Raw genomic sequence first — 17,179 nt, 5'->3', positions numbered from 1 at the left:
CTGGCTTGTTTTAAGCGTGTCTGTCTTAGTTCTGCAAGACAGAGATGTCCGCCGTATTGAGGAACAAACGGCTCAGCTGGCTGAGTAACGCCAGACGGTTTTGCTTAACCGCTTCGTCGTCAGCCATGACCATGACATTATCAAAGAAGTTATCGACCGCTTCGCGCAGGCTTGCCAGTCGGGTCAGTGCTTGCTGATAATCCCCTTGCGCATAAACCGGTGCCAGTTCGGCAGTCAGCGCAGCGACTTCCTGGGCCAGCTGCTGCTCTGCCGCTTCAGACAACAACGCAGAATTCACCTCAGCGTCGCTGGTGACATTATTCTTCGCCAAAATATTGTTAACGCGTTTGTTGGCTGCGGCCAGTGCTTCTGCCTGCTCCAGTGTTCTGAAGTGGCTCACTGCTTTAACGCGACGGTCAAAGTCAACCGGCTGAGAAGGACGACGTGCCAATACCGCCTGGATCACATCGACCGCAATGCCTTCATCCTGATACCAGGCACGGAAGCGGCCCAGCATGAACTCAAAGACCTCTTCACCAACATTGTCGTTGGTCAGCTTGTCGCCGAACAAAGCACGAGACTTTTCAACCAGCGCATGAATGTCCAGCTCCAGCTCTTTCTCAACCATGATGCGTAATGCACCAATGGCAGCACGACGCAGGGCAAACGGGTCTTTGTCACCTTTTGGCGTCTGACCAATACCAAAGATCCCCACCAGGGTATCAAACTTATCAGCCAGTGCGACTGCGCAGCTGATCGGGTTTGAAGGCAAAGCATCGCCAGCAAAGCGCGGCATATACTGCTCATTCTGCGCCACCGCCACCTCTTCGGCTTCACCGTCAATACGTGCGTAATGCATACCCATTACACCCTGCACATCGGTGAACTCCATGACCATTTCGGTCATCAGATCTGTTTTACTTAACAGGCCAGCGCGTTCTGCTAACGCTTTATCTGAGCCCAATTGCTCGGCAATAAAACCAGCCAACGCGGCAATGCGCTCTGACTTGTCTTTCAATGTGCCTAGCTGTTTCTGGAACAACACAGTGCCTAATGATTCCAGACGGCTTTCCAGTGTTTTCTTCTTATCCGTTTCAAAGAAGAACTGTGCATCCGCCAGACGAGGACGAACCACTTTCTCATTACCAGAGATGACCACACTTGGATCTTTACTTTCAATGTTTGATACAAACAGGAACTTGTTGATAAGCTGACCTGACTTATCCAGTAGCGGAAAGTATTTCTGGTCGTCTTTCATGGTGTATATCAACGCTTCAGCAGGGACTGACAGGAACTCTTCCTCGAATGAGGCCACCAAAGTAACCGGCCACTCTACCAGGGCAGTTACTTCTTCCAGCAGATCTTCATCCATCGCAACAACCGCACCCAGCTTGTCCGCTTCAGCATTGATCTGTTCACGGATAAGCGTTTTACGTGCTTCATAGTCAGCGATGACATAGGCCCCTTTCAGCGTATCAAATGCCTCATCGGCATGATTGATGCTCACACGTTCAGGGTGGTGAAAACGGTGGCCCTGTAGCTGATTTGAAATGGCTTTACCCAGGACTTCACCCTGCACAATTTCACCGCCCAGTAAGGCAGCAACAGTGTGAACCGGACGGATAAACTGCGTCTTATTGGCACCCCAACGCATTGGTTTTGGGATCGGCAACTTAGCCAGTGACTTGGCAATAGCATCAGATAACAGCGCGCTGGCCTGCTGACCTGCAACGGTAGCACGGTGCAACAACCAGGCACCTTTGTCGGTTTCCATTGTTTCGGCTTCTGATACTTCAATACCACAGCCACGTGCCCAGCCCATAGCGGCTTTGGTCGGATTACCGTCGGCATCGAAAGCGGCTTTGGTTGCCGGGCCACGCTTTTCAACCACTTTGTCCTGTTGCTGGGTTTGCAAGTTCGCGATTTTTAAACCCAGACGACGCGGTGACGCATACCAGCTAATATCTTCAAATGCCAGCTCAAGGCCGGTCAGTTCAGCCTGCATATTGTCAGCAAAGGATTCTGCCAGCTTACGTAAGGCTTTTGGTGGTAACTCTTCAGTACCAATTTCAATAAGTAGATTTTCTGTGGTCATGATTAATCCTTACAAAGCGGGAATCCGAGTGCCTCACGGGCCTCATAATAAGCCTGAGCACAGGCTTTAGACAGCGCACGCACGCGTAAAATATAACGCTGACGTTCTGTCACAGAAATCGCATGACGGGCATCCAACAGATTGAATGCATGCGATGCCTTCATTACCTGCTCATAGGCTGGTAAAGGCAGTCCCGCTTCGATCAGCTTCTGGCTTTCCAGTTCACACTGATCGAACTGCTTGAACAAGGCGTCAACATCCGCATGTTCAAAGTTGTAAGTCGACTGTTCAACTTCGTTCTGATGGAACACATCGCCATAAGTCACACGGCCCATAGGACCATCGGTCCAGACCAGATCATAAATGCTGTCCACACCTTGTATATACATTGCCAGACGTTCCAAACCGTAGGTGATTTCACCAGTAACTGGCGCACATTCAAGGCCTCCCACCTGTTGGAAGTAAGTGAACTGAGTCACTTCCATACCATTGAGCCAGACTTCCCAACCCAGACCCCAGGCACCCAGCGTCGGTGATTCCCAGTTATCTTCTACGAAACGCACTTCATGGGTCAGGGTATCGATACCAAGTGCTTCCAGCGAGCCCAGATATAGCTCCTGAATATTTTCAGGCGACGGCTTCAAGACCACCTGAAATTGATAATAATGCTGCAGGCGGTTTGGGTTTTCACCGTAACGACCGTCAGTCGGACGACGACAAGGTTGTACATATGCGCTCGACATTGGCTCCGGGCCAATCGACTTAAGGAAAGTCAGCGGATGAAACGTGCCCGCACCCACTTCCATATCCAGTGGTTGCGCAATAACACAGCCTTGCTGTGCCCAATAGTCCTGTAAAGCCAGGATCAACCCTTGGAAGGTTTTGATATCGTATTTTTGCATAGTTGGCTTATTTTTGTATGGTACATGGAACCCAGTGTGGCGTACTCAAAACAGTGGCCAGTCTGGGCTAATAATGTCTGAAAATTATGCTCAGTATACCGCGAGCGTCACGCCGTTTTAAGCGTTATCACTAAAAAAGCACGTAAAAAACCGCGCTTCCCACCCTCTGTTTGCTGGCTCAGGTTAGGCTTCAAATATCAAACAAAAAGTCAAAGTGCGCGTATGAAACGGAAAAAGCCACTCGCTGTGGAGTGGCTTTTTGGAATTTATCGACAAGCGGTAACTTGTTTATACATCCAGGTTCACAACGCGCAATGCGTTTTGCTCGATGAAATCGCGGCGTGGTTCCACCTGATCACCCATCAGGGTTGCAAACAACTGGTCAGCTGCAATGGCATCTTCAATGGTCACACGTAACATGCGACGCGCTGCCGGATCCATTGTGGTTTCCCAAAGTTGGTCTGGGTTCATCTCACCCAGTCCTTTATAACGTTGTGTATACAAGCCACGCTTGGACTCTGAGATCAGCCAATCCAGTGATTCAGCAAATGTATCAACAGGCTGTGTTTTTTCACCGCGCTGTACATAACCCGTTTCACCAATCAAGTGTGCAACCGACTTACCTGTATTCACAATGCGAACATAGTCTTTCGAGGTAATGAAGTCGTAGTTCAGTGTATAAGCTTTATCAACACCGTGCTGGCGAATATTAACAACTGGGTAGTACATGTGACGTTCGTCATCATAGCTTACTTCCGCATTGTATATAGTGGCGTCTTCATCATGTTTGTCCAGATCAGTAACGAATGCTTGAACCCAGCTTTTAACTTTCGCTTCATCACTCAGGTCTGCTTCACTAAGCTCATTCTGATATAACAGACGAGACATCATGGCACGCGGGTACTTACGTGTCAGACGTTCAATCACGTCAATGGTTTTCTGATAATCATGAACCATATTTTCAAGACGATTACCGGAAACGGCCTCTGCGCCCTCGCTCGAGTAGATACTGGCACCATCCAAGGCTAACGTTGTCAGGTAGTCTGTCAGACCGTGATCGTCTTTAATATAGCGCTCTTGTTTGCCTTTTTTCACTTTATACAGTGGCGGCTGAGCAATATAAACATAACCACGCTCGATGATCTCTGGCATTTGACGATAGAAGAAGGTCAACAGCAGTGTACGAATGTGCGAGCCGTCGACGTCCGCATCGGTCATGATAATAATGCGGTGATAACGCAGTTTTTCCGGATCGTATTCGTCACGGCCAATACCACAACCCAGTGCAGTGATCAGTGTGGCAACTTCCTGCGAAGACAGCATCTTATCGAAACGTGCCTTTTCGACATTCAGAATTTTACCTTTCAGTGGCAAAATAGCCTGGTTCTTACGGTTACGGCCCTGCTTGGCCGATCCACCTGCTGAATCACCCTCCACGATGTAGAGTTCAGATTCTGCCGGATCACGTTCCTGACAGTCAGCAAGCTTGCCAGGTAGGCCAGCTAAATCCATAGCGCCTTTACGACGAGTCATTTCACGCGCTTTACGTGCGGCTTCACGGGCACGTGCTGCATCAATGATTTTGCTTACAACTGTTTTAGCATCACCCGGATTTTCCAGTAGATACTCTGTTAGCTTCTCAGCCATTGCTTGTTCAACCGCACCCTTCACCTCACTTGAAACAAGCTTGTCTTTAGTCTGAGACGAAAATTTTGGATCAGGCACTTTAACACTCACGACAGCCGTTAAGCCTTCACGCGCGTCATCACCAGTCGCGTTGCTTGCTGTTTTAGCTTTCTTGTTAAAGCCTTCTTTTTCCATGTAGTTGTTTAGCGTACGAGTCAGGGCACTACGGAAACCCGCTAAGTGTGTACCGCCATCTCGCTGAGGGATGTTGTTTGTAAAGCAGTAAATATTTTCCTGGAATCCATCATTCCACTGCATGGATACTTCAACACTAATGCCGTCTTCGCGTTCTGAAGTGAAGTTGAATACATTTTGGTGAACAGGCGTTTTTTTACGGTTCAGGTATTCAACGAATGCCTGAATACCACCTTCATACTTAAAATGATCTTGCTTGTTCTCTTCACGCTCATCACTCAGGATGATACTTACCCCTGAGTTCAGGAAAGACAGTTCGCGTAGTCGCTTTGCCAAAATATCATAATGGAAGTTGGTATCAGAGAAAGTCTCTGCACTCGGCCAAAATCTCAGCTCAGTTCCCGTGCTCTCAGCTTCACCAATTACACCCAGTGGCGCATCTGGTACACCCATAGTGTATTTCTGCTGATGCACTTTGCCATCACGGCGAATTGTTAGTTGTAGTTTTTCTGATAGTGCATTTACAACAGAAACACCTACGCCGTGTAGGCCACCTGATACTTTATATGAGTTGTCATCGAATTTACCACCAGCATGTAGCACGGTCATGATGACTTCTGCCGCTGACACCCCTTCTTCAGGGTGCAGTTCCGTTGGGATACCTCGGCCATTGTCTCGAACTGACACAGAGCCATCAGTATGGATAGTAACGAAGATATCGTCACAGTGTCCTGCCAACGCCTCATCAATAGAGTTGTCGACGACTTCGAAGACCATGTGATGTAGTCCAGTACCATCATCAGTGTCCCCGATATACATTCCCGGACGCTTCCTTACTGCATCCAATCCCTTCAGTACTTTAATACTCGATGAATCGTAATTATCAGACATGGTGTATTCCAATTATTTTGTTATTAAGCGGCCATGTTCCACGTGGAACATCTCAACATTTCGTTTCATGGGTTCCACAATGGCCTGGATACTTTCGGAGTTTATCGCAGTGATAAATAGCTGCGACTGACATTCTGCAAGTAAATGCGCGATGCTCAGCATCGTCTCCTGGCTCAACTCCGAAGGTAAATCGTCGATCAGCAATATGGATTGCTTCTCGGTCTCGGCCTCAATTAAGTTATTCTGTGCGATTTTTAGCGCATAGAGGGTTAACTTTAACTGACCCCGAGACAGTATATTTTCAACGCCATGGCCATTAGCATAAAAGTTAAAATCGGCTTTATGTGGCCCTTTAGTTGTATAGCCAAGCTTGCTATCCCGCTCCAGTTGGGCGTTTAGCACCTCAGCCAGTTCCCCTTTCCAGCCTGCGTCATAGCGCATTTCAAGGCCTTTAAAGATGGGGCTTATCTCCCCTATCTTATCAAAAAAATGGCGCTCAAACCTACTTATATACGCCATTCTGAACATATTTATTTGCTCAGCCAAACGAACAAATTCTCGGTCCCATGTACGTATCTGAAGCTGGTACTGAGCAGGTTTAGTTTTTAGCAACGCATTTCGTTGTTTAAGTACTTTGTTGAAGTCTTTCCAGACACTATAAAACTGATGTTCCACGTGGAACACACCAAGGTCGAGAAACTTTCGCCGCTCTTTTGGTCCCCCAAAAAACAGCTCGTAGCTCTCTGGTGTGATCACCTGGGTGGGCAGGATCTGCGCCAATTCAGCGATTTTGCGACTCGATTGACCTTGGATCCTGAGCTGTGTTTCACCCTGCAAATTTTTGCTTATACCTATGGGGATAGACAAACTATGAAGTTGCTTTTTACCATGAACAATACACTTATCCTGCTCATGACGGATCATCAATTTATGTTTGTTCGTTCTAAATGAACGCCCATTAGAAAGGAAGTAAATGGCTTCAAGCAGACTGGTTTTTCCGCTGCCGTTCTCGCCTAAAATGATATTGATTTGTTCGCTTGGTGAAAAAGAAAGGGCCTCAATATTGCGAAAATTATTGAGGCTAATTTGATTTAAACTCATTTAAGAGTGCACACTTCTTTCTACAGGCGCATAGGCATAACGACATACATTGCAGTGTCGTCGCTCGCCCCTTCGATCAGGGCACTGCTATTGGTATCTGCTAATGTAAACTGCACATCTTCTGTTTTTAATGTGTTGAGTACATCCAACAAATAGGAGACGTTAAAGCCAATCTCCAGGTCATCGCCCTGATATTCAACCTCAACGGTTTCCTCTGCCTGCTCCTGCTCCGGGTTATTCGCGCTGATCTTCAACATACCATTCGAGAGGTTAAGACGTACACCACGGAACTTTTCATTGGACAGAATAGAGACGCGCTGGAATGCACTACGCAACCACTCTCGGTTCGCATTCACCAACTTATCACCACCACGTGGTAACACTCGGCGATAATCCGGGAAGCGCCCATCCACCAGCTTACTCGTCAAAGTGAACTCAGGATCCAAAATACGAATATGGTTACTACCAAACTGAATAGTCAGTGGCTCATCGTCTGCTGGCAACAAACGCATGATCTCCTGCACACCTTTACGCGGAATGATCAACTGACGTTGTGTATTTAATGACGCACCAAGCTGATGCTGAGCAATCGCAAGCCTGTGCCCGTCGGTTGCAACCGTTTTAATCTCACTATTATCCACCTCAAAGGACATCCCATTGAGATAATAACGCACGTCCTGGTTGGCCATCGAAAAGTGAGTCGCTTCTAATAACTGACGTAATTCCTGACGGGTAATTTGAAACTCAACTTCGCCATCCCACTGCTCAAGGTTTGGAAAATCTTCGGCTGCCAGGGTCGTCAAAGAAAAGCGACTTTGGCCACTGGTCAGCAATAACTGATGCTCCTGACTACTCAGTTGCAACAAAGATCCATCCGGGAGACTCTTGCATATATCGAGTAACTTTTTTGCTGGCAACGTGATACTGGCATCTGCAACTTGCTCTTCCAGTGTCACATTCGCGACCAGTTCAATCTCTAAGTCTGTGCCCGTCATCGATAACACGCCGTTTTTCACTTCGACCAGAACATTAGACAAAATCGGCAGTGTGTGTTTTCGCTCAATGGCACCCGAGACCTGCATCAAGGGTTTTAAAAACTGTTCTCTTGAAATCGTAATTTGCATACTAGGCCCTTAAGACGACAATGTTCGGATCAGGTTTTGATAATCTTCTTTTACTTCGTGACTCTCGTCACGCAGTGCTTTTACTTTACGACACGCATGCAACACAGTGGTGTGATCACGCCCGCCAAAAGCATCACCAATCTCCGGTAAACTGTGGTTAGTCAGTTCTTTAGACAACGCCATAGCAACTTGTCGGGGTCGAGCAACCGAACGGCTACGGCGTTTTGATAGTAAATCTGAAACACGAATACGATAATACTCGGCAACGGTACGCTGAATATTGTCGATGGTCACCAGCTTATCTTGTAATGCCAGCAGGTCACGGAGTGCTTCTTTTACAAACTCGATAGAAATCGGCCGGCCTGTGAAGTTGGCATTGGCAATCACCCGGTTTAAAGCCCCTTCTAATTCACGGACGTTAGAGCGCAATTTCTTAGCAATGAAAAATGCCACTTCGTGAGGCAAATTGATATTACTCTGCTGCGCTTTTTTCATCAGGATCGCAACCCGTGTTTCCAATTCAGGTGGCTCGATAGCAATCGTCAGGCCCCAGCCAAATCGAGACTTAAGACGATCTTCAACGCCCTCGATTTCTTTTGGGTATCTGTCCGACGTCAAAATGATCTGCTGATTGCCTTCCAGCAATGCATTGAAGGTATGAAAGAACTCTTCCTGTGAGCGTTCTTTATTGGCAAAAAACTGAATATCATCGATCATCAGCGCATCAACACTGCGATAATAACGCTTAAACTCTTCAATCGCATTGTTCTGCAATGCCTTAACCATGTCCTGAACGAAACGTTCAGAATGCATGTAGACAATCTTGGCATCTGGTTTTTTATCAATAATGCCATTGCCCACCGCATGTAACAGGTGGGTTTTACCTAAACCTGTTCCACCATAAATAAACACCGGGTTAAACGCAGAACCTGGATTATCGGCAACCTGAGTTGCAGCTGCCTTCGCAAGCTGATTCGACTTACCTTCAACAAAGTTATCAAAGGTATAGTTTTCTTTAATATTGGACTTCACCCCAGACTTAGGGGCCGGTTCTACTTTAGCCGAGCTGGGCGCGCCCGCCGATGAGGCAGCCGGCTTAGTCACAGTACCAGTTTGCACACTCTGGCTACTCTCGCTAGAGGCTGGTGCACTGTTTACTGCGCCAATGGGTTTACTACCTACATCAAATCGCAGCTCAGGCGCTTCATCGCCACAGATCTCTGTCAGTAGCTCACTGATGCGATTTAAATACTTTTCTCTCACCCAGTCCAAAACAAATCGATTTGGCGCATAGATGGTCAAGGTATCTTCGGTACTTTCTGCTTGTAGTGGTCGCACCCACATATTGAACTGCTGAGAAGGCAGCTCATCCTGCAAAACATATAAACAACTTTGCCAAACCGACAGATACACGTCGCACTCCGAAATAGTTAATATTCCCGTACATAAAAACCAAGGATATTGCCAGATTTACCAACAAGGTTATACACAGCTAATCCAAAGGATCGACGGAAATGCTTGTTTGTTATCATAAATACATAGGTGGAAGCCGGGTATTATGAAGGGATCTTATCCACAACATCAATATTGACTTTTTTAAAAATCAGGATCTTTCCTAGAAACAAATGCATCCGATTGTTTTTGTTGGGATTTTATTTTTCACCCTGTTTACTGATCTTAGCAAAAATACGCCAAGATCTCATCTAAAAAACACGATCATTTTAAGTTTTCCAGAGGATGTTGCCACTTTTCACCCAGGTTGTGTGGAAAACCTCATTTTGATCCGATCTAAGTTGATCACACCTGCATGCACAGATCGGATCCGATCTGAACGAACCAAATGGATCGTTAAATCTGCGGATTTTGATCCCACTCTATATAGTATAAAGGTATAATGCGCCGTGTTTACCTCAGGGGACAACCGCCAGAATGACCGTTTTTTGTTATTTATGGCTAAAATCTATGCTTGATGGTGCGATTATGATTGACTTTCCTACGCCGCGGCATTAATATCTCGCGCTCGCAATGGCACCTGTGCCAGGATCGCGACCTGCATAGGATGTTTTAAACTTTAACCGATCGGATGGATTAGTTATGAAAAGAACTTTTCAACCTAGCGTTCTAAAACGCAAGCGTACTCACGGTTTCCGTGCACGTATGGCAACGAAGAATGGCCGTAAAGTACTAGCGCGTCGTCGTGCTAGAGGCCGTAAAGTACTTTCTGCTTAATATATAAGTGGAAGACTTTAGCTTCAGCAGGGAGTTACGTCTGTTAACTCCCTCGCATTACTCCCGAGTATTTAACGACCCCGCTCGCGCAGCAACCCCTTATTTTACACTCTTAGCAAAACCCAATGATGCCGGACACCCACGTTTGGGGCTCACTGTTGCTAAAAAGCGCTGTAAAAAAGCTTGCCAACGCAATCGCATTAAACGTCTTGCCCGTGAAAGCTTTCGCTTAAACCGCCATAAGCTGGACAATATTGATATTGTTCTGATGGTAAAAACTGGCGTTGACGATCAGTCAAATGAAGAGCTCAGTAAACAGCTGGCAAAATTATGGCGTAAAGTAAATGAGCGCTGTAAACCCGGTGCACCTAAGCCGCCACCTCGTAAACGTCCAGGTAAAAAGCGCCCAGCATCTAAGCAGCACAATCCTAAACACTCTAAACAGAACGATAAATAGACACTGACTGGATTATTCTGTCTTCACATACCTGTCCATTGCGTTTTTACTCGATTGCTCTGCTCACGCAATTTGCACAATAACAGCCATTCGTTTTCATTATTAGCCAATGCAACCAGTCATTAATCGAGTTCAACTTACTGTGAATTCGCTAAAATCGCATTGGGCTCAATGGCTATTTTGACCCTGATAAGGTAAAGTTAGCTCACCTTTTAATCGCCAATTTCCTGCTGCTTTTTCGGGATTGGTTATCAGTCTGACGGCATCATCATGAATCACACCTCCCCCACAGCCTCATCGCGCATCGTGCAGCAATGTAAAGCGTGGATCCGGTGGCCATTCAGAGTATGCCAGACGCTGATCAAAACACTGCTATTGGGTGTGATCCTTTTTTATCAGCGCTTTATCAGTCCGCTATTGGGACCACACTGTCGTTATACTCCTACCTGCTCTCATTATGCAATCCAGGCAATTAATTTACATGGAATTGCAAAAGGGAGTTGGTTAGCGCTTAAACGCATATTAAAATGTCACCCTTTAAGTGCAGGTGGGGCTGATCCCGTGCCTGCTAAATCAACGCAAGATAAACAACACGAGAAATAAGAGCTGTTATGGAATCGCAACGCACGTTTTTATTTATCGGCTTGCTGCTGGTTTCCTTTTTACTCTTTACTGAGTGGTCAAAGGAACAAACCGCAGCCAATGCTGATACCAGTGCCGTCACACAACAAGTGGCCGGCCCCGCAAACAATGACCAGGCCGACGTACCGGCTTCCAGTCAGGCTGATGTGCCAATGCAGGCCACTGTGGCTACTCGCTCAGTCATTTCGGTAACCACCGATGTACTGGCAGTAAAAATTGACACCCGTGGTGGTGACATCGTCGAGGCGAAATTACTACAGCACGCCGAAACCCATGGCAGCGACCAACCTTACCTGCTATTGGGTGAGTTCGAAGGTAAAGAATACTTCGCACAAAGCGGTCTGATCGGCCTGAATGGTCCGGATGCATCAAGTCAGGGTCGCCCGGTCTACCAAAGCGAACAAACCAGCTACACACTAAACGGTGATGAACTGCGTGTGCCGCTGACGTTTGTTGACAGCAAAGGTGTACAGTTCAACAAGACCTTTGTATTTAAACCAGGTCAATATGATGTAACATTGGAATACGATGTGACCAACACCACTGCCGATCCGGTTCAGGTGCAATTGTATACACAAATCAAGCGCACAGTGCAGGAAAAAGGCAGTATGGTTGACCAGACTTATCTCGGCGCAGCCTACGGCACCAGTGATGAACCTTACGAGAAATACTCGTTTTCTGATATGGCCGATGCGAACCTGAATAAGAACACTCAGGGCGGCTACATTGCCTTTATCCAGCACTACTTTGTCAGTGCCTGGGTGCCAGGTCAGGAAAACAACAACACCATTTACAGCTCGCTGCGCAATAACAACAGCATCATAGGTGTGAAAGGCGAAGCGACAAACATTCAGGGCAATGGTACAGCGCAGCTCACCGCGACTTACTACATGGGTCCAAAAGACATGGATGCGTTAGAAGCGATACATGAAGATCTGGATCTCACTGTCGACTATGGCTGGTTATGGTTTATCTCACAGCCACTACTAAACCTTTTGAAGTTCTTGTATAGCATTATCGGTAACTGGGGTCTGGCCATCATAGCGATTACCCTAATCGTCAAGACTTTACTTTACCCACTTACCAAAGCGCAATATACCTCAATGGCTAAAATGCGTATGCTGCAACCAAAAATGCAGGCACTGAAAGAGCGTTATGGCGATGACCGTCAGAAATTTGGTCAGGCAATGATGGAGATGTACCGCAAGGAAAAAGTAAACCCTATGGGTGGTTGCTTCCCGCTGTTGCTGCAAATGCCTATCTTCCTGGCGCTGTTTTATGTATTCCTGGAATCAACAGAACTGCGTCATGCCGAATTTATGCTGTGGCTGACTGACCTGTCTTCAAAAGACCCATACTATGTGCTGCCTATCCTGTTTGGTGCCAGTATGTTCCTCACTCAGAAGCTGCAACCTATGACGGTCACGGACCCGATGCAACAAAAGATGATGACCTGGATGCCGGTTATCTTCTCAGTGTTCTTTATCTGGTTCCCGTCTGGTCTGGTACTGTACTGGCTGGTCTCTAACCTGATCTCAATTGCCCAGATGCTGTATATCTATCGTGGCATGGAGAAAAAGGGCATGAAGGTCCGCGGTTAATTACCAAATACACATACGATAAAAACGGTCCACCACGGGCCGTTTTTTATGCCTATGATAATGCCAGCACAGTCTCACAGTCTCACAGTCTCACAGTCCCACAACTAAGCGCTCTCAGCTTAATCATTAGAATCAAGATGTTGATAAATTTTGAGGATAATTTTAGGTCACTTTGATAGGGAGTTCGACGCTTGCATTGCATGCTGTGCACACACTTTACAACTTAACGAGCACACTATGTTTGACCTCCCCCTGTTAGACGCATTAAACACTGCACACCTCAGCTGGTGGCTGCTGCCTCTGGCTTTGTTCAGTGGCGTACTGACCAGCTTTTCACCCTGTGTCTATCCTCTATTGCCCATTACGCTGGCCACCCTTACCCGATATCGCACCCAAACACTGGCACCGCTCCAATATTGTCTCGGCTTTGCAGCAATCTATGCACTACTGGGAGCCATCGCAGCCTGGAGTGGCAGCTTGTTTGGTGTGGTGGCGTCCAACCCCTGGGTACAGGTTGGCTTTGCCAATGTGCTCATTTATCTGGCACTGGTGAATAAAGGATGGCTGACTTTACCGCACATACCCGGCCTCAGATTTCAGGGCACGCAGGGTCCATGGCTGATGGGCATGACCAGTGCGCTGGTCGCAGCACCGTGCACCTCTCCGGTACTCGGAGGCTTATTGCTGTTTGTCGCCACCAGCGGGCATCTGTTTTTTGGCGCCCTGCTGCTATTTAGTTTCGCCCTGGGCATGAGCAGCCTGCTGCTGCTGGCCGGCTTGAGCAGTCAGTTTCTGGCTCGTTTGCCCCGCGCAGGAACCTGGCTCACGCATGTCCCCACTGCCAGCGCACTGCTTCTGCTGCTCATGGCGCAGTATTTTCTTATTCTGGCTGGCAAGAGCTGGCTATAACGCAAGGAAACCATTATGGAGACCATCATGAAGACACCCCTCACAGGCATCTTGCTACTGGCACTCTCAGTCACGGCCACCGCCAAATCCTATCCCCCTTTACAGGCTGATACATTGCAGGGCCAGACGATATCAAGTAAAGGGAAGATGACTTATCTGAAATTCTGGGCTACCTGGTGCGCTTACTGCATTGAAGAAATGCCCCATCTTCAACAAGCCCATGAACAAAGTCAGGGCCGCTATCAGGTCATTGCCGTGAATGTGGGCTTTAACCAGAGCATTCGGGGTATCAAGACCTATATAAATCGCCATGACTACTCGTTTCCAGTGGTGTTTGATGCCACTGGCGATATGACACGTCAGTATCAGGTCACTGGTACGCCTCAGCACATTTTACTCGATGCCAATGGCACAGAGATTTATCGCAGCGCCCTGCTGACCGATGAACTTAAACAACATCTGGCAACACACTCTGGAGTACAGCCATGAAATTGCTAAACCCGATCACCCTATTGCTGGGCCTGACCCTGCTCATACTCAGTCAGCGGACTGTCGCTTCACCCATCGAATATATTTTTATTACCATCTGGGATGAGTACGTGCAGCAAACCGCCTTACCTCCTCAACAGCCCGATATCGAGCGCCGCTTTATTCACCCGGACATCAACATAGATCAAGCCAGTGTGGAGCAGTTTACCGCCCTGTTTCCGGCCTATGCCAAGCTGCAAATCGACACCCACAATCAACTGGCGATCCGCTATGGCGTCAGACAGACCCCTTATCGGCTGGTGGTTGAACAGCATCAAGTGCAACAACGGGAAGCACTGGGTACACTGCCAGCAACGGCCCTCATTGACACATCCCCGCAGCAAGGACCACTTCATACCTTATCCGGACAACACTTTGATCCCACCAAGCCCGGTGCTGATTTTCGGGTATTGTTCTTCAGTGACAGCCTGTGTCCATTTCAGCATATACCGGATTGTGAGCGCAGGATCGCACAAAATAACCACCTGTCAGAGCAGATTAACTACCCGGTAGTGAGCGTGATCAAGCCGTTTTATGTCGATCAAGCTCAGGTCAGCGCCTACCAACAGCGCTTCAAAGTGAATCATGAAATACTCTTCGACAGCCACAATCAGCTGTTTCGCTACTTTGCGGTGACCGAGTTGCCCTACTGGGTGGTGCAAAACAAACAAGGTAAAGTGATTTACCGGGCTAGCCGGGTACCGTCTTTTCCCTTATAGCGCCCAACTGCTCTGACAATAAACGCTATAGGGCTTATCCAGGATTGTACTGACTAACTGGAAAGTATGCTCTGATCCAGCCCTGATCTGACTCAGTTGATCGATCAGGGCATCGCTGTGCTCACGTGCAGCAAGCAACTCGCTCAATTGATATGACAAGGTGTTGTCCTGAACGAACCAGGCCGCCGCCGCGCCATACAACAGCTCCAGGTGACTTGCATTCTGCGGATCGGCTATCACGGCCAGTGCAGCCTCAGCATCACCGCGCAATAAGCGGATATACATCTGGGTATAACGGGTATAACTCAGCGTATCTGCCAGATTCAGCCGCTGATACACTGTCTGTGCCTGCATGACATGTGCTTCAGCCTGAACCAGATCACCTTGCCTTATCAAACTCCAGCCCAGCATCAACTGAGCATGTGCTGCGGTCATTACAGAGACTTTATCCCAGGCCAGCAGTTGCTCAAATGTCTCAATGGCACTAGCCAGCCCCGGCGCGTCACTATGAGTGAGCGCACCATCCATGATCGCCATGCCACGCAGTAACCAGTGTGATTCATACTGAGGAAGCCACTGTGGTTCAGGCTCAACCTGCGCCAGATATGTAAGGGCCTCATCCCCTCGGTGAAGCTGAATATAGTAGAACCCAAGGTAAGTGAGTATTTGCTTTCTTAGATAGTCTTCACCCAGGCTGGATGCAATCTCCAGCGCTTCCAATAAGCTGGGCTCACTTTCAGCGACTGGCACCAAATAGTTCTGGCCATAAGCAAACAAAGCACGTGCCAGCAGCACACGTTGCGGCGACTGGCGATAATAGGTAATTGTATTGTGTAACACCTGTCGGCTGCTTTGAAGATCCAATAAGCGCTTTTCTTCAGGCCCGGCAACAGGCGGGTTAGCCAGGTAAAATGCGCGCTGAGCATCCTGATAAGCCAGTGCGCGGCTGCCAATCAGGGCATATGCCGAGTTCAGCGCCTTGCTGTGTGCATCCCACTGTTGATCTAACCACAGCAGATCGGCCTGCAACTGATACGCCGTGGCCAGCTGCTCCAACAGTTGATGACGCTGTGCAAGGTCCAGTCCCAGCTGCACATCTGCCAGTGCCTGAGCATAATGACCCAGTGCCTTGCTGAACTCTGCCTGATACAGATAATAACGCACCTTAATTGCAGGCGCTGCTTTACTCAGGTCCATACCGCTAAACACTGCCCTAGCCTGTGCCAGCTCTCCCTGTTGCCAGGTGATACGGGCCAATTCAAGCTGCGCCGCCTGGTGCTGCGGGTGCTGGGTCAGGGCAGCCTCAAAATAAGACTTTGCCAGTCTGCTGCCTTGTTCGTCCAGGGCCTGCAAGCCACGGTAATAGTCTTGGGATGCAGTCTCACTCCGACGGGTCTGGCTGGCGTGCCCATCAGGTAATAAGTTCAGTGCAGCAATAACCTGATCCGCCACGCTGTCAAACGCCATATCCAGCTGCTCAACCACTATCTTATGCTGTTGCCGTGCGGTGCGGATGGTTAGTACATAGCGCTGTTGCTGACGGGACAAGGTGAGCGCTATCTGTCTATTATTATTCGCCTCTGTCTGCTGAGCCGGCGGGACAAGCTGATAGTCAGATTGCAAGCGTGCCGTCAGTGCTGCATGCAATGCATACCCCCACCAGGCATTGGCGGCCACCTCGGTATCATTGTTCAGCGGCAAAATGGTCAAAGCAGGTCGCACCTCCTGCGCCATAACAGGCTTGGGCGCTGACTGACTAACATATCCAATGGTCCCCCCGGTAATCAACAGCGCGATACTCAAAAAAGTCGCCCATATCATGCAGCGCTTGTTGCGGTTCACTTGAGTAAGTGGGCAGATCCACTGATAGCCCTGCTGCGGTACGGTGCGGATAAACCTCGGCTGTTGTGCGTTATCCCCCAGCGCCTGGCGCAGCTCAGCCATACTTTGCGTCAATGCAGCATCACGATACTCACCATGTTGCCACAAAGCATCCAGTAACGTTTCACGCGCGATCACTTGTTGTGGCCGGGCCAATAAAAACTGCAGTAATTGAGCAACTTTAGGCCGTAATGGCACAACTTGTTGCGCGCGACTTAATATCTGTTTATCTGCATCAAAGTGAAACTGAGCGAAAGCAACCACAGTGGATATCCTTAT

Annotated in this window: 14 protein-coding genes; 7 read left to right on the top strand and 7 right to left on the bottom strand. The window is 48.2% G+C overall.

All coding sequences use genetic code 11. The features are described 5' to 3' along the window. Positions 1-25: 25 nt before the first annotated feature. The 6 genes from glyS to dnaA all read right to left on the bottom strand — a co-directional run bounded on the left by glyS (position 26) and on the right by dnaA (position 9,347). Positions 26-2,095, bottom strand: a complete 2,070-nt coding sequence (gene glyS, locus QNM19_RS21745) for a glycine--tRNA ligase subunit beta (protein ID WP_049866024.1) — start codon at positions 2,093-2,095, stop codon at positions 26-28. A gap of 2 nt (positions 2,096-2,097) precedes the next feature. After that, entirely contained in the window at positions 2,098-2,997 is a 900-nt protein-coding gene (gene glyQ / locus QNM19_RS21740; protein ID WP_010384845.1) for a glycine--tRNA ligase subunit alpha, read from the bottom strand. A 288-nt stretch (positions 2,998-3,285) separates the two neighbouring features. Further along, complete coding sequence (gyrB, locus tag QNM19_RS21735; protein WP_284027202.1) at positions 3,286-5,709, bottom strand: DNA topoisomerase (ATP-hydrolyzing) subunit B; 2,424 nt, start codon at positions 5,707-5,709, stop codon at positions 3,286-3,288. A gap of 12 nt (positions 5,710-5,721) precedes the next feature. Continuing rightward, positions 5,722-6,810: a DNA replication/repair protein RecF gene (gene recF, locus QNM19_RS21730; RefSeq protein ID WP_049863019.1), complete on the bottom strand. Its 1,089-nt coding sequence runs from the start codon at positions 6,808-6,810 to the stop codon at positions 5,722-5,724. A 20-nt stretch (positions 6,811-6,830) separates the two neighbouring features. Then, positions 6,831-7,934 (bottom strand): DNA polymerase III subunit beta, encoded by a 1,104-nt coding sequence (gene dnaN / locus QNM19_RS21725; protein WP_049863020.1) that lies wholly within the window; start codon positions 7,932-7,934, stop codon positions 6,831-6,833. A 9-nt stretch (positions 7,935-7,943) separates the two neighbouring features. Further along, the gene (gene dnaA, locus QNM19_RS21720; protein ID WP_049863021.1) at positions 7,944-9,347 is read right to left on the bottom strand and encodes a chromosomal replication initiator protein DnaA; all 1,404 of its coding nucleotides are present in this window, start codon (positions 9,345-9,347) and stop codon (positions 7,944-7,946) included. Between the two features lie 681 nt (positions 9,348-10,028). Between dnaA and rpmH the strand changes: the two genes are divergently transcribed. The 7 genes from rpmH (at position 10,029) to QNM19_RS21685 (ending at position 15,019) form a co-directional block, all read left to right on the top strand. Further along, a complete protein-coding gene (rpmH, locus tag QNM19_RS21715) occupies positions 10,029-10,163 on the top strand; it encodes a 50S ribosomal protein L34 (RefSeq protein ID WP_010384852.1) in 135 nt (44 codons plus the stop codon). 7 nt (positions 10,164-10,170) lie between these two features. Next, positions 10,171-10,620 (top strand): ribonuclease P protein component, encoded by a 450-nt coding sequence (gene rnpA / locus QNM19_RS21710; protein ID WP_049863022.1) that lies wholly within the window; start codon positions 10,171-10,173, stop codon positions 10,618-10,620. 270 nt (positions 10,621-10,890) lie between these two features. Then, entirely contained in the window at positions 10,891-11,223 is a 333-nt protein-coding gene (yidD, locus tag QNM19_RS21705; protein ID WP_237113724.1) for a membrane protein insertion efficiency factor YidD, read from the top strand. An 8-nt stretch (positions 11,224-11,231) separates the two neighbouring features. Further along, positions 11,232-12,863, top strand: a complete 1,632-nt coding sequence (yidC, locus tag QNM19_RS21700; RefSeq protein WP_049863023.1) for a membrane protein insertase YidC — start codon at positions 11,232-11,234, stop codon at positions 12,861-12,863. 237 nt (positions 12,864-13,100) lie between these two features. After that, positions 13,101-13,772 carry a cytochrome c biogenesis protein CcdA gene (locus QNM19_RS21695; RefSeq protein WP_049863024.1) on the top strand — a complete coding sequence of 224 codons (672 nt, stop codon included), beginning with the start codon at positions 13,101-13,103 and terminating at the stop codon, positions 13,770-13,772. Between the two features lie 27 nt (positions 13,773-13,799). Next, the gene (locus tag QNM19_RS21690) at positions 13,800-14,261 is read left to right on the top strand and encodes a TlpA family protein disulfide reductase (protein ID WP_049863041.1); all 462 of its coding nucleotides are present in this window, start codon (positions 13,800-13,802) and stop codon (positions 14,259-14,261) included. Next, on the top strand, positions 14,258-15,019 hold the full coding sequence (locus QNM19_RS21685; protein WP_284027201.1) for a TlpA family protein disulfide reductase: 762 nt from the start codon (positions 14,258-14,260) through the stop codon (positions 15,017-15,019). The genes QNM19_RS21690 and QNM19_RS21685 overlap by 4 nt, the downstream gene beginning before the upstream one ends. Here QNM19_RS21685 and QNM19_RS21680 read toward each other — a convergent pair. Next, positions 15,014-17,164 carry a winged helix-turn-helix domain-containing protein gene (locus QNM19_RS21680; RefSeq protein WP_049863025.1) on the bottom strand — a complete coding sequence of 717 codons (2,151 nt, stop codon included), beginning with the start codon at positions 17,162-17,164 and terminating at the stop codon, positions 15,014-15,016. The two genes, QNM19_RS21685 and QNM19_RS21680, sit on opposite strands and share 6 nt — an antisense overlap. Positions 17,165-17,179 lie beyond the last annotated feature (15 nt).

Source organism: Pseudoalteromonas ardens (assembly GCF_030125445.1).
In the GTDB taxonomy this organism is placed as follows: Bacteria; Pseudomonadota; Gammaproteobacteria; order Enterobacterales; family Alteromonadaceae; genus Pseudoalteromonas; species Pseudoalteromonas ardens.
Note: the sequence above shows the minus strand (reverse complement) of the source record. Positions and strands in the feature narration are given on the sequence as shown.